The sequence below is a fragment of the Guopingia tenuis genome, assembly GCF_014384805.1.
In the GTDB taxonomy this organism is placed as follows: domain Bacteria; phylum Bacillota; class Clostridia; order Christensenellales; family Christensenellaceae; genus Guopingia; species Guopingia tenuis.
In genome coordinates this window covers 117,527-130,373 of record NZ_JACRSS010000002.1, presented here as the reverse complement: position 1 = coordinate 130,373, position 12,847 = coordinate 117,527, and the positions used below count along the sequence as shown (strand labels likewise).

12 protein-coding genes and 1 riboswitch are annotated in these 12,847 nt (G+C 51.0%); of the genes, 10 read left to right on the top strand and 2 right to left on the bottom strand.

Going from position 1 to position 12,847, the window contains the following annotated elements:
- Positions 1-65: 65 nt before the first annotated feature.
- Positions 66-1,448, bottom strand: coding sequence for a chromosomal replication initiator protein DnaA (gene dnaA / locus H8693_RS05760; RefSeq protein ID WP_249280197.1), 1,383 nt, complete (start codon positions 1,446-1,448; stop codon positions 66-68).
- A gap of 1,382 nt (positions 1,449-2,830) precedes the next feature.
- Here dnaA and rpmH point away from each other — a divergent pair.
- The 9 genes from rpmH (at position 2,831) to rsmG (ending at position 9,921) form a co-directional block, all read left to right on the top strand.
- Positions 2,831-2,965 (top strand): 50S ribosomal protein L34, encoded by a 135-nt coding sequence (gene rpmH, locus H8693_RS05755; protein WP_178620602.1) that lies wholly within the window; start codon positions 2,831-2,833, stop codon positions 2,963-2,965.
- 174 nt (positions 2,966-3,139) lie between these two features.
- On the top strand, positions 3,140-3,568 hold the full coding sequence (gene rnpA, locus H8693_RS05750; RefSeq protein WP_178620605.1) for a ribonuclease P protein component: 429 nt from the start codon (positions 3,140-3,142) through the stop codon (positions 3,566-3,568).
- Positions 3,568-3,777: a membrane protein insertion efficiency factor YidD gene (yidD, locus tag H8693_RS05745; RefSeq protein WP_178620616.1), complete on the top strand. Its 210-nt coding sequence runs from the start codon at positions 3,568-3,570 to the stop codon at positions 3,775-3,777. Before rnpA ends, yidD begins: the two co-directional genes overlap by 1 nt.
- Before the next feature lie 17 nt (positions 3,778-3,794).
- Entirely contained in the window at positions 3,795-4,745 is a 951-nt protein-coding gene (locus tag H8693_RS05740) for a YidC/Oxa1 family membrane protein insertase (RefSeq protein WP_249280196.1), read from the top strand.
- An 18-nt stretch (positions 4,746-4,763) separates the two neighbouring features.
- Positions 4,764-5,393, top strand: coding sequence for an RNA-binding cell elongation regulator Jag/EloR (gene jag, locus H8693_RS05735; protein WP_178620611.1), 630 nt, complete (start codon positions 4,764-4,766; stop codon positions 5,391-5,393).
- A 72-nt stretch (positions 5,394-5,465) separates the two neighbouring features.
- Complete coding sequence (mnmE, locus tag H8693_RS05730) at positions 5,466-6,827, top strand: tRNA uridine-5-carboxymethylaminomethyl(34) synthesis GTPase MnmE (RefSeq protein WP_249280195.1); 1,362 nt, start codon at positions 5,466-5,468, stop codon at positions 6,825-6,827.
- 105 nt (positions 6,828-6,932) lie between these two features.
- Positions 6,933-7,139 carry a hypothetical protein gene (locus H8693_RS05725; protein WP_249280194.1) on the top strand — a complete coding sequence of 69 codons (207 nt, stop codon included), beginning with the start codon at positions 6,933-6,935 and terminating at the stop codon, positions 7,137-7,139.
- A 201-nt stretch (positions 7,140-7,340) separates the two neighbouring features.
- On the top strand, positions 7,341-9,218 hold the full coding sequence (gene mnmG, locus H8693_RS05720; protein ID WP_249280193.1) for a tRNA uridine-5-carboxymethylaminomethyl(34) synthesis enzyme MnmG: 1,878 nt from the start codon (positions 7,341-7,343) through the stop codon (positions 9,216-9,218).
- Positions 9,211-9,921, top strand: coding sequence for a 16S rRNA (guanine(527)-N(7))-methyltransferase RsmG (gene rsmG, locus H8693_RS05715; RefSeq protein ID WP_249280192.1), 711 nt, complete (start codon positions 9,211-9,213; stop codon positions 9,919-9,921). The genes mnmG and rsmG overlap by 8 nt, the downstream gene beginning before the upstream one ends.
- Before the next feature lie 345 nt (positions 9,922-10,266).
- Here rsmG and H8693_RS05710 read toward each other — a convergent pair whose 3' ends face one another.
- Positions 10,267-10,626 (bottom strand): arsenate reductase family protein, encoded by a 360-nt coding sequence (locus H8693_RS05710; RefSeq protein ID WP_249280191.1) that lies wholly within the window; start codon positions 10,624-10,626, stop codon positions 10,267-10,269.
- Between the two features lie 675 nt (positions 10,627-11,301).
- Positions 11,302-11,399: riboswitch (purine riboswitch) on the top strand.
- Positions 11,400-11,440: 41 nt separating this feature from the next.
- Between H8693_RS05710 and H8693_RS05705 the strand changes: the two genes are divergently transcribed.
- Positions 11,441-12,835: an NAD(P)/FAD-dependent oxidoreductase gene (locus H8693_RS05705; protein WP_249280190.1), complete on the top strand. Its 1,395-nt coding sequence runs from the start codon at positions 11,441-11,443 to the stop codon at positions 12,833-12,835.
- Positions 12,836-12,847: the final 12 nt, after the last annotated feature.

The window sequence follows — 12,847 nt, the reverse complement described above, 5'->3', positions numbered from 1 at the left end:
TTGTCCTCCGGGATTCCCATAGGCTATCCACCAAAGTATCCACATGATGTGGATAACTTTTGTATTTATTCCTTAATTTTGCTGATGATATCGTTCACGGCGCTTTGCACTTCCGCATCTGTTTTGATGAGGGAAGCGACCTTGTCATAGGCATAGATCGCCGTAGAATGATCCTTCAGGCCGACACATTCGCAGATTTTTTTATTGGTGAAGTCCGTCAGGTGCTTTAAGAGATACATGACCACCTGCCGGGGAAAGGCGATTTCCCGGTTTTTCTTTTTGCTGTAGATATCGTCTTCGGAGATATCATAATATTCGCAGACGCAGCGAATCACCAGTTTGGGCGTGATGGTTTTGACCACCGGTTCCACAAAAAAGTCTTTGAGAGCCCGCCGGGCGATTTCCATATTGATGGAGGAAAGGGAATTTTCCAGCTGGGCGCTGGCGATTACCTTTTTCAAGGCGCCTTCCAGATCCCGGATGTTGCTGTCTTCCTTTGAGGCGATATAGTGAAGGACTTCCTCTTCAATATCCAGGCTGCAGCGGATCTTTTCCTTAATCATGGGAACTTTGTTTTTCAAAATCGCCACCCGGGTTTCATAGTCGGGCAGCCGGATATCCGTCAGCAGGCCGGAATTAAAGCGGGAAAGCAGGCGTTCCTCCAGCTTGGGAATCTCCGAAGGAGGCTTATCCGAAGAAAAGATGATCTGCTTGTCGCTCTCATAGAGGGTGTTGAAGGTATGGAATAACTCCTCCTGGGTGCGCTGGGCTTTGGCGATAAACTGGATATCGTCGATCATGAGCACATCTGCCGTGCGGAACTTGGCGCGGAAGGCCTCCTGGCTGTTGCGCTGGATGGATTCGATAAATTCATTGGTGAAGGATTCCGAAGTGATATAGATGATCTTTGCGCCGGGATTTCCCTCCAGAATGCGGTTGCCGATGGCATGCATCAGGTGGGTTTTCCCAAGACCGACGCCGCCATAAATAAATAGCGGGTTATAGGCAAAGCCCGGCGCGTTGGCCACGGCCAGAGAGGCCGCATGGGCCAGGTTGTTGGAACTGCCCACCACGAAAGTATCAAAGGTATAGTTGGGATTCAGCGAAATCATCGTGTTGCTGCCCAGAGGCGTATAGGTGCTTTTGGAAAGCATCAGCTGTTCGTCCAGCTCCTTTGGCGTCAGCACGCGCACATCGATGGGACGGTTTTTCCCGGTTTCCGCAAAGACGGATTCTTTCAGCGTTTCCGCAATCTTCCAGAGAAACCGCTCCTGAATCTGCTCCTTATAGTATTCGTTGGGCACCTTAAAAAAGAAAATTCCGTTTTCCTCATATTCCGGAGACAATACCCGGACATAGGTGGTAAAGCCGAAACTGTTGTTATTTTGGGAATAAAAAGCCTCCAGCTTTTTCAAAACGGATTCCCAAAGGATGGTAAAAGAATTCATAATGCCTCCCCAAAAGATATGAGGATTTCCGAAAAGAGACAAAAAAACTCGCAAATCCTCTTATTTCCGTTTGGTTTTTATCGTGCTCTGCCTTTCCGGGCAGAGGAAACAGTTAAAAAGTTCAATGATTTTTATGCCGTATAATAATGCCTGTCCGTCGGATCATCAAAAATATACGGTTTTTCCGTCCGTTCTGCCTCAAAGAAAATCTCCTGACAGACGGCGCTTATCCGGCAAGAAAAAATAATTCTCTTGCAATGGAAAGGAAAAGCAGTAAACCCAGGCTGACGCTTCCATAGATTATCCCCGGCAGTTGTGTCTGCCCGGCGAGGGCAAAGAAAAAAATCAACTTTGCACTGAAAAGGCAGAAGCGGCAGCCTGGCGGCAATTTCCACAGATTATTGTGGACGGTTACGCCTGCCCGGCGAGGGCAAAGGAAAAAATCAACTTTGCACTGAAAAGGCAGAAGCGGCAGCCCAGTGGCAGTTTCCGCAGATTATTATGGACGGTTACGCCTGCCCGGCGAGGGCCGCGCATTCATTATATCATAAAACAGGAAAATCTGTTGCAATAATTTTGGGTTTTTGCCGTTTCCAAAATTTTGGTGGAAAAAATCAGCGAAAGTTGAGGAAATGTGGATATATTTCCTCTGTCATCTTCTCTATTTTACTGCGGCTGAAGCGACTTGTCCACATTTCTAAACGATTTTATCCACAAATGTGGATAACTTTTCCCCTATATGTGGATAACTATGTGAAATAATATAAAAATATTCCTTTCCTAATTATATATTATAAATATATTGGAAGAAAGGGGACGAGATACAAAAGAACCGGATAATTTGAGAATTTACAAAAGAGTTTTTTTATAAAGAATATGAAAAAATACCGCGGCTGTTTTGTCAGAAAATGATACTATATCTTTCAAACAGAAAAGAAAAATAAATTTGTCTTTTTCACAAAAAAGTGATGCTTTTTCTGGGGAACAGGAAACATAGCAGGTGCGGGACAGAAACTATTTCGTCATTTCCGCCGGGATAAAAAAATCAATTTCAATTTTGAATCACTGTTTAAGATAGAAATGATAGTTATAATTATTTCATCAAAATGAGAAATTTTCTGTTTGTATAAACCAAAGCAATGGATTTCTTTTTTTGGGATAAAGAATATAAAAAAATTGTGTACCGGTTGTCCCATATCCTGTGGAGAAGGGGAGGAGGCATCACAAGAATTGGGGATGAAAGGGGAAGAATATGGGTTTTTTCCGGCGGCTCTCCCGTTTTTGCTGTTGACACGCCAGGGAAATTTCAATATAATATAAACGTCTTTTTATCGGCAAAAAGAGCTTTTGCTTTTGAATAATTAGTTAAATGAGGTGCAGTAATGAAAAGAACATATCAACCAAAGAAGCGGCAGAGAAACAAAGTGCATGGATTCCGCAAGCGCATGTCCACCAAGAACGGACGCAACGTCTTGAAACGCCGCCGGGCGAAGGGCAGAAAGAAGCTGACCGCGTAAAAAGCAAAACAGCAAAATAAGGGGCTGTAGGGCTTTTCCTTGCAGCCCTTTCTTCACAGGGCCTTTCCCGCCATGGAAAAGACGCCTTTTCTCTGCATTATGAAGTTCTTAGCAAAATCGGAATTTTGATGGGAAAGGAAGTTTTTCCAAAAGGAAGGGAGAGGGGGCTTTTTTATGAAAAAGAGAGGTCCCCAGGAAGCAAAGGAAGCATCGTCTGTGCAACTTGTCACACTGAAAAAAAACAGGGAATTTTCGTTTGTTTATTCCCGTGGAAAGTCCTGCGCCACGCGGCTTATCGCCCTTGTCTATGTCCGCCGGAAATTCGGCGGCGTGCGTGCCGGGTTTTCCGTCAGTAAAAAAATCGGGTGCAGTGTGCAGCGAAACCGCGTCCGCCGGAGGCTGAAAGAGAGCTTCCGCGCGCTGTTGCCGGAAATTGAGGGAAGCGTTCAGCTGATTTTCATTGCCCGGGCTCCCATTGGGGCGGCCAGTTTTCAGGAAATTTCCAGAGATATGCGGTATCTGCTGAAAAAAGCGGGGTTTCTCCCAAAGGAAAAGGCCGGCGGAAAAAAAGCGCGGGCGGATCGTGTGGAGAGCCAGCCATGATGAAGAAAATTTGTATTGCATTGATTCAGTTCTATAAAAAAGCAATCTCGCCATATCTGCCGGATGCCTGCCGGTATACGCCCACCTGTTCGGAATATGCCATGGAGGCCATTTCCAAATACGGCGCGGCAAAAGGCGGATGGATGGCATTCAAGAGAATTTTGCGGTGCAATCCGTTTCACAAGGGCGGATATGATCCGGTGCCGTAAATTAGGAGGAAAGTAATTTGGGGTTTCTGAGTGACAACTTTATAGCCGACGGAATTTTTGTGGTTATAAAGTGGATGTTTGAATTTATCCATGACTATTCCATCGTCATCCTGCTGATCACGCTGGCCATCCGAATCGTCGTTTTGCCGCTGGATATCAAGCAGCGCAAGAATACGCGGATGATGGCCAATCTGGGCCCGGAGATGGAAAGCCTGAAAAAACGCTATGCCAACAATCCCGACCAGATGAACCGCAAGATGCAGGAGCTTTACCGGGAACGCAACGTCAAACCCATGGCGGGCTGCCTTCCCATGATTCTTCAGCTGTTTCTGCTTTTTGCATTCTTCGGCGCTCTGCGCAACATCGTCAGCGAGCAGACAGTTTCGCTGGTGCTGCGGGCGGCGCACGACGGCGTGGAAAATGTGCAGCTTCCCCAATGGCTTTGGGTGCATAACCTCTGGCAGCCGGATTCCGGGCTGGCGGGCTGCATGCCCTCGGCGGCAGAATTTTTGACCTTCCTGCAGACCAATGCCGGAAGCATCACACCCCAGACGATGATTATGCTGCAAAATCATGGACTGATCACCTATTCGGGCGGAACACTGCAGGTGGCGACAGAAGCCTATAATACCCTGACGACCAACCTGATCGCGGCCAATGGCCTGACGGGCCTCAACAACGGGTGGTTTGGCCTTCCGGTTTTGGCGGGTGTTACGCTGTTCTTCCAGCAATGGCAGTCCATGAAGCAAAACCCGACCATGCAGCAGCAGGGAAAGATGATGCTCTATATCTTCCCCCTCTTCTCGGTTTGGATCTGCGCGACCAGCAATACGGCATTCTCCATTTACTGGGTTGTTTCCAACGTCTATGCCATCATCTTAAACTGGATCCTGGATGCGTTTTATAAGGCCAGGGAGCGCAAGGCAGAGGAGAGATCGCGGATTGTGGAACGAAAGCAGACCGAATAACGGAAAGGACCGGTTATCATGAGTATACACGAAGCAAGAAGCATCGAAGTGAAGGGGAAAACCGTCGATGAGGCGATTTTCAACGGATTGGATCAGTTAGGGCTTTCCATCGATCAGGTAAATGTGGAAATTCTGCATGAGGGAAGCAAAGGCATTTTCGGCCTGGGCAAAAGCGCGCAGGTGCGGCTGACAGAAAAGGATTCTCCGGCAAAGGACGCGGAAAATTTCCTGAACACGCTGTTTGAAAAGATGCATGTGGGCGCAACAGCCAATGCCACGGAAGGCGAAGAGGCCATCAAAATCAATATTGAAGGGGATTCTACCGGAATCCTCATCGGCCGCCGGGGCGAGACGTTGGATGCGCTGCAGTATCTGACCAGCCTTGTGGTCAACCGCGACCGCGAGGAATACACCCGGGTATCCCTGGATACTGAGAACTATCGGAAAAAGCGGGAAGAGACGCTCATTCGCCTGGCCAACCGCATTGCGGCAAAAGTGGCCAAGACTGGGCGGAAGGTGGTTATGGAACCCATGAATCCCTATGAACGGCGCATTCTCCATTCGGCGCTGCAGGGCAATCCCAAGGTGGAGACGGTTTCCGAGGGTGAGGAACCCTATCGCCGGGTAATTGTTAAGAAAAAGAGATAAAAGCGAGGAAAAGGCATGGAGCTGTGAACTGGGGGTTGCCCCATGTTGCAGCTCCTTTTTTGAAGGAAAACTATGAAAGAACAGACGATTTGCGCGCTGGCAACGCCCGCGGGCAACGGCGGCATTGCCATTCTCCGCATGAGCGGTGAGGATAGCCTGCCTATTGCAAAGCAAATATTTGACGGTCGGGGAGAGATTTTGCCCCGGCAGATGGTTTTGGGATATATCCGGGATGGAAAGACGCCCATTGACCAGGTTCTTCTGGTGTATTTTGCCGCGCCGGCTTCCTATACGGGGGAAGATGTGGTGGAAATCCACTGCCACGGCGGCATGATGGCGGCCCAGATGATTTTGGATCTGCTCATGGAAAAGGGAGCGGTTCCGGCGCAGCCCGGGGAATTTACCAAGCGGGCCTTTCTGCATGGAAAAATGGATCTTTCCCAGGCGGAGGCTGTGGGCGAGCTGATCGGTTCTCTCTCAAAAAAGGGGGCTGCGGTTTCCGCCAGGCAGCTCCGGGGGGATCTGATGAAAAAGATCCGGGAGCTTCAGGATCGGCTTACCGATTGCATCGCCGCTCTGGAAGCGGGCATTGAATATCCGGAAGAGGATTTGGAGGAGGCGATTTTGCAGGCACAGATGCCGGGGCTGAAAAAAATAGAAAAGGAGCTTCACAAGCTGCTTTCCAGTTACCGGGAGGGACGGATGCTCCGGGAGGGAATCCAGGTGGCCATTGCGGGCCGGCCCAACGTGGGGAAAAGCTCGCTGCTGAATGCGATTTTCGGGGAGGAAAAGGCGATTGTTACGGACATTCCCGGGACGACCCGGGATGTTGTGAAGGAATATCGGACAATCCATTCGGTTCCCGTGGTTTTTCTGGATACGGCAGGGATCCGGGAAACTCAGGATGCCGTGGAAAAAATCGGAGTGGAGCGGTCCCGGGCGGCGCTTGCGGATTGCTCGCTGATCCTGTTCCTGCTGGATGGAGCGGAGACTCTCACCCCGGAGGACAGCGATATTTTCCGGGAAATCAGCCGGCAGGAAAAGCCTGTGCTTCTGGTTTTGAATAAAACTGACCTGAATCGGAAAACGACGGCGGCGGATGTAGTTGAGGCGTTTGGAAAAGCGCCGATGGAGATATCCGCGGCCACGGGGGAAGGGATCGATGCGCTTTTGGAGGAAGTATACCGGGCGGCAATTCGGGATGAAGAGATGCTGGAAGGCGTGGTAATCACGGAGAAGCGGCATCAGGCGGCGCTTGCGGCAGCATCAGATGCTCTTGGGGATGCGATTCGTGCTCTGGAGGCGGGGATGGATTTGGACTGCGCTTCCATCGACCTGAAAGCCTGCTGGGATAAGCTGGGCGAAATCACGGGAGAAACGCTGGGCGAAGAAATCATCGACCGGATATTCACGAAATTCTGTTTGGGAAAATGAGCGAGGAAAGTATGGAGTGAAAAAAGACCCTACACCCCAAAATCTTTCAGACGGATGCCGGCGCATCTGTGAAGAGGCGGAAAAGAGATATTTCAGGAAAGCCTGATGTATTCGCCGCGAAACTTCCGAAGGGGAATCTGCCTTGCCGGAAAATGGAGAAAAGAGAATTTCCCGGCAGAAGAATTTAGACATGTCATAGCGGAGAGGGATGGCGAAGCAGTAGAAACCAGAGGTAAAAATTTTATTGCCGGCTTTGTTTTTAGAGAAAGCATGGGGCTTGAAAAAAGTGCGGAAAAGAATTGGCCTGCTTGAAGCACGGAAACAGGAAAAGAAAGATAACCCAGTCATAAAATTTCTTTGTCTGCTTTCTTTTAAAGAAAGCGTGAGACTTGCGAAAAGTGCAGGAATGAAGGAACCGACGTGAAGCACGAAAACAGGAAAAGAAAGATAACCCAGTCATAAAATTTCTTTGCCTACTTTCTTTTTAAAGAAAGTAGGGGGAAGGGAGAAACATTGCAGTATTATCATGGCGGAACATATGACGTGATCGTGGCAGGTGCGGGACATGCGGGATGCGAAGCGGCATTGGCCTGCGCGCGGATGGGCAGAAAGACGCTGCTCATGACCCTCAATCTGGACGGCATTGCCCTGATGGCATGCAATCCAGCCATCGGCGGAACGGCCAAAGGACATCTGGTCCGGGAGGTGGACGCCTTGGGCGGACAGATGGGGCGCACCATCGACGATACGTTTATACAAATTAAAATGCTCAACACCGGAAAAGGCCCGGCGGTGCATTCCCTGCGGGCGCAGGCGGATAAGAAGGCATATCAGGCGCATATGAAATGGACGCTGGAAAACACCGAAAACCTGCTGGTGCGCCAGGGGGAGATCACGGCGGTGCTTACGGAGCAGGGGCGGGTCTGCGGTGTCCGCACAGCCTGCGGCGCGGAGCTTTCCTGCCGGGCGCTGGTGTTGGCGACCGGCGTTTATCTGAAAAGCCGCGTCATTATCGGAGAATTTTTCCAGGAATCCGGCCCTTCGGGACTGCAGGGGGCCAACAGCCTGAGCCCTATGCTGCGGGATGAACTGGGCCTCACATTGCAGCGGTTCAAGACAGGGACGCCGGCCCGGGTGGATCGCCGTTCCATCGATTTTTCCAAAATGACGCCCCAATATGGGGATCCCGAAATCATCCCCTTTTCCTTCCTGAGCGGAAAGATCGAGCGGGAGCAGGTTCCCTGTTACCTCACCTATACCAATGAGAAAACCCACGCCATCATCCGGGAGAATCTGCACCGCAGCCCTCTGTTCAGCGGGCAGATTCAGGGAACCGGGCCGCGCTACTGCCCTTCTATTGAGGATAAGGTGGTGAAATTTCCGGATAAGGAACGGCATCAGCTGTTTCTGGAGCCGGAAGGCCTGAACACCAATGAGATGTATGTTCAGGGGATGTCCTCCAGCCTGCCCGAAGAAGTGCAGATTGCGCTCTACCGGACAATTCCGGGCTTGGAGCATGTGGAGTTTACCCGAACAGCCTATGCCATTGAATATGACTGCATCGACCCTACCCAGCTCAAGCTGAACCTGGAGCTGAAGAGTATCCCCGGCCTGTTCTGCGCCGGACAGATCAACGGCTCTTCGGGATATGAGGAGGCGGCGGCCCAGGGGATTTTGGCGGGAATCAATGCCGTGCAGTATCTCCGGGAGGAAGAACCGCTGGTGCTGGGCCGGGATCAGGCATACGCCGGCGTGCTGGTGGACGATCTGGTGACCAAGGGGACGCGGGAGCCTTATCGCATGATGACATCCCGGGCGGAATATCGGCTGCTGCTGCGCCAGGATAATGCGGATGCGCGGCTGACCGGGATCGGGCGCCGGCTGGGGCTGGTTTCGGATGAACGCTATGACCGTTATATGTTCAAAAAAGAGGCGGTGGAAAGGGAGATTGCCCGGCTGAACAGCACTTCGGTATCCCCGGAGGCCGTCCGTCCGCTGTTTCTTGAAAAGGGAGAGCCTGCGATTGGCGGCCCGGCCCGGCTGGCTGATTTGCTCAAGCGGCCTGCCATACGCTATGATGACCTGGCGGCGGTAACCGAGCTTCCCGATCTGGATGACGATATCCGCCGGCGCATTGAAACGGATGTGAAATACGCCGGGTATATCGAAAAGCAGGAGCGGCAGGTGGAGCATTTCCGCAGTCTGGAAAACAAGAAGCTGCCGGCGGATCTGGATTATTCCCAGATCTCCGGCATCCGTCTGGAGGCCCGGGCGAAGCTTAACGAGCGCAAACCCGAGAATATTGGGCAGGCGGCCCGAATCTCCGGCGTATCCCCATCGGATATTTCGGTTTTGCTCGTCTATTTTGAAAAGGAGAAACGCCATGGATAAGCTGCGGGAGATTTTGCTGGCCGAGGACGTGGAGGCAGAAGCCGTCCAAAAAATGGAAGAATATGCCAAAATCATTTTGGAAACCAACAAGACGATGAACCTGACGCGGATCACGGAACCGGCGGAAATGGCGCATAAGCATTTTCTCGACAGTCTGGCTCCGGCCCGGCTGGGGCTGCTGCCGGAGAGAGGCGCTGTTTTGGATGTGGGTTCGGGAGCAGGATTTCCGGGCATTCCGCTGGCCATTCTCCGGCCGGAGCTGGAATGGACGCTTTTGGATGCCCAGCGGAAGAAAGTGGATTTCATCACGATGTGTGTGGATAGATTGGGGATAACTAACGTTCGGGCCTTGCAGGGACGGGCGGAGGAGCTTTCCCGAACCCAAGATTTTCACGGAAAATTTGATATTGTGGCGTCGCGTGCAGTCGCCTCTCTAAGCGTTTTATTGGAGCTGTGCACGGGGTTTTGCCGGCTGGGCGGAAAATTCCTCGCTTACAAAGGCGCTGAGACGCAGGCAGAAACCGAGGAGGCCAAAGAGGCTGCAAAAGCCCTTGGCATGCGGCTTCTGGGGATTTACGATGCCGCGGTTGCCGGGCAGTCGCATTGGATTGTCGCCTATGAAAAGATAAAAGAGGCTCCGGCAAAATACCCCCGGGCTTTTGCGAAAATCAAAGCAGCCCCGATTGGTCTGCGAAAAAAGTGAGCCGAAAAAAGGGCAGCGCAGGAGGCTGGGGAAAGAATGTGGATAACTTGGGGATAACTCTGGAAAAAATATTTTTTTGGGTATAGTAAAACGGCGCTATGGCTTTGAAAACCCGGAAGCTGTGGCCGGATGCGGCCGATATACGCGGCGGGAAAAGGATGGGGATAAAATTATATATATCCTATATCCTTATAGGAAAAAGCAAAATATGTTTTGGATGAAAAAAGGAAAGGCAACGCCTTTCCTTTTTTCAGGATTTGTTTTGAAAACCAAAATATTTGCTGCTGTTTTGGGCCCACACGGATCGGTAAAACCACGAAAAAGCCCAATATGGATCTTGCCGCTTTATTTTGAAGAAAGCAGAGAAAGCCATTCCTTTTCCCGAAATCCCACGAGAACGAAAGTATCCCCGATGACCAACGGCCGCTTTACCAGCATGCCGTCGGTGGCCAGGAGGGCGAGCTGCTCCTCCTCGGACATAGAGGCGAGCTTATCCTTGAGATTCAGCTGGCGATAGAGAATGCCGCTGGTGTTAAAAAAACGCTTCAGCGGCAGGCCGCTTTTTTTCTGCCAGGCAGCCAGTTCCTGCGCAGAGGGATTCTGTTCCTTGATATGCCGGGATGTAAAGGAAATTTCATGTTCGGTGAGCCACTTTTTTGCCTTTTGGCAGGTGGAGCAGGGGGGATATTCAATAAATTGAACCATTTGTGTTACCTCCAGTAAAATTTTACTTATCTTTCTTTGAAGCCAGCCATGGACTGCCTTTATAGAACCAAAACTTTTGCGGTGGATACGTCACCGCGGGCAGTCTGTCAAATAAACACAAGGCAGAGCCAAAATATCAATACCTTGCGCGGCAACGATTCTTTTTAGATAAGTGGCGTTTTCCAAGATGATAGAAACCGCAGATGAAACCGATGCAGAGAGAACCGCCGTATGTGGGGCCTTGGAAACGGGCTTTCAAAATTATGGAAAATAGGGGTGCTTTCCATGTAAAAAACAGAAAACCGCTGGCCTGAGAGCGTCAAAGTGCGGTTGCCTTTTTATAGATAACGAATATCTGGGAAATAATGGCCGCCAGTAGTTTTGCCGGGATCGGGAGAGAAAGCATATTCCGCAGAGATCCGTCATAAAATATCTTTGCCTGTTTGCTTTTTAAAGAAAGCGAGCCTCCGAAAATAATGGGGACTAATAGTTTTGTCGATATCAGAGGACAAAGGATATTCCGCAAAAACCCATCATAAAATTTTTTTGCCTACTTTCTTTTTAAAGAAAGTAGGGGACGATTCCATGATACAGGGTTATCCATAATTTGTAAACCCCTGTGCACGTCTTGACAATCTTTCGGAATCCCGGTATACTATAATCTGGCTAAAAGAGAAGAGATTTGGATTGGTTGCTTATATAAACCCATAATGGGATGGGTGTTTCTACCAACTACCGTATAATAGTTGACTTTAAGCGGGGTTTTGCTGTACGGTGGTTTTTTTATACCATGCGGCAGAGAAAGGAAGGAAAAATGCAGGCGGATGTTTTGATTATCGGCGCGGGGCCGGCGGGGATTTTTACAGCAATGGAGATGCTCCGGAGGGGGAGCCATAAGAAGATTGTCATGGCGGAAAAGGGCGCGGCGATTGAGAAGCGGCGCTGCCCCAAGGAGACGACGAAGGAGTGCGTGAACTGCAGGCCCTATTGCCATATTACCACGGGGTTTTCCGGGGCCGGCGCGTTTTCGGATGGAAAGCTTTCTCTGAGCCATGAAGTGGGCGGCGATCTGCCGGAACTGATTGGAGCCGAGGCAGCCCAGGAAACCATCGCCTATACGGACGGCATTTATCTAGAATTTGGCGCAGACCAGCGCATCGAGGGGATTGACAATTCCGAGGCAGTGAAGCAGATCCGCAAAAACGCCATCCGGGCGGGGCTGAAGCTGGTGGACTGCCCCATCCGGCACTTGGGAACGGAAATGGCCCAGAAGATTTATGGAAAAATTCAGGCATATCTTCTGGAAAACGGCGTGGAGATTCTTTTTGGGCAGAACTGCACGGATCTTATCATTGAAAACGGCGTCTGCAAAGGCGCTTTGCTGGAAGATGCCCGGACGGGAGAAAAAAGCCGGGTTTCTGCAGAGAGCATTGTGGCGGCGGGCGGCCGGCGGGGCGCGGCTTGGCTGGAGCAGATGTGCCAAAAGCATGGGATCGCCCATATGCCCGGGACGGTGGATATTGGCGTGCGGGTTGAGGTGCGCAACGAGGTGATGGAGGATGTGAACAATGTTCTCTATGAATCCAAGCTCATCGGCTATCCCGAGCCGTTCCGCAATAAAGTGCGGACGTTTTGCCAAAATCCCGGAGGATTTGTGAGCCAGGAGAATTATGATAACGGGCTGGCTATCGTCAACGGCCATTCCTATAAGAATAAAAAGAGCGCCAACACAAACCTGGCGATTCTATGTTCGCATCACTTTGCGGCTCCGTTTGACCAGCCCATCGACTATGCCCGGCGGGTGGGGGAACTGGCGAACATGCTGGGCGGCGGCCATATACTGGTGCAGCGGTATGGCGATATCCTGGATGGAAAACGCACCTGGCCGGAGGAGTTATCCCGGAGCAATGTGCAGCCCACCCTGCCGGATGCAGTGGCGGGGGATATTTCCAGCGCCCTGCCATATCGGACGATGGTGAATATTCTGAACTTTATTCAGGCGGCGGATCAGGTGGTTCCGGGGTTTGCCAGCCAGGAAACGCTGCTTTACGCGCCGGAGATCAAATTTTATTCCAACCGGATTGCCATGGACAGGGAGTTTACAACCAATATTGCCGGCCTGTATTGCCTGGGTGATTCCAGCGGATGGACCCGCGGCCTGATGATGGCTTCGGTTATGGGCGTGCTCATGGGGCGGCGCTTGGCATAGGCGGGTTTCCTG

Coding starts and splice junctions, on each gene's coding strand:
- dnaA (WP_249280197.1), bottom strand. CDS start 1,448: ATGAATTCTTTTACCATCCTTTGGGAATCCGTTTTGAAAAAGCTGGAG.
- rpmH (WP_178620602.1), top strand. CDS start 2,831: ATGAAAAGAACATATCAACCAAAGAAGCGGCAGAGAAACAAAGTGCAT.
- rnpA (WP_178620605.1), top strand. CDS start 3,140: ATGAAAAAGAGAGGTCCCCAGGAAGCAAAGGAAGCATCGTCTGTGCAA.
- yidD (WP_178620616.1), top strand. CDS start 3,568: ATGAAGAAAATTTGTATTGCATTGATTCAGTTCTATAAAAAAGCAATC.
- jag (WP_178620611.1), top strand. CDS start 4,764: ATGAGTATACACGAAGCAAGAAGCATCGAAGTGAAGGGGAAAACCGTC.
- mnmE (WP_249280195.1), top strand. CDS start 5,466: ATGAAAGAACAGACGATTTGCGCGCTGGCAACGCCCGCGGGCAACGGC.
- H8693_RS05725 (WP_249280194.1), top strand. CDS start 6,933: ATGTATTCGCCGCGAAACTTCCGAAGGGGAATCTGCCTTGCCGGAAAA.
- rsmG (WP_249280192.1), top strand. CDS start 9,211: ATGGATAAGCTGCGGGAGATTTTGCTGGCCGAGGACGTGGAGGCAGAA.
- H8693_RS05710 (WP_249280191.1), bottom strand. CDS start 10,626: ATGGTTCAATTTATTGAATATCCCCCCTGCTCCACCTGCCAAAAGGCA.
- H8693_RS05705 (WP_249280190.1), top strand. CDS start 11,441: ATGCAGGCGGATGTTTTGATTATCGGCGCGGGGCCGGCGGGGATTTTT.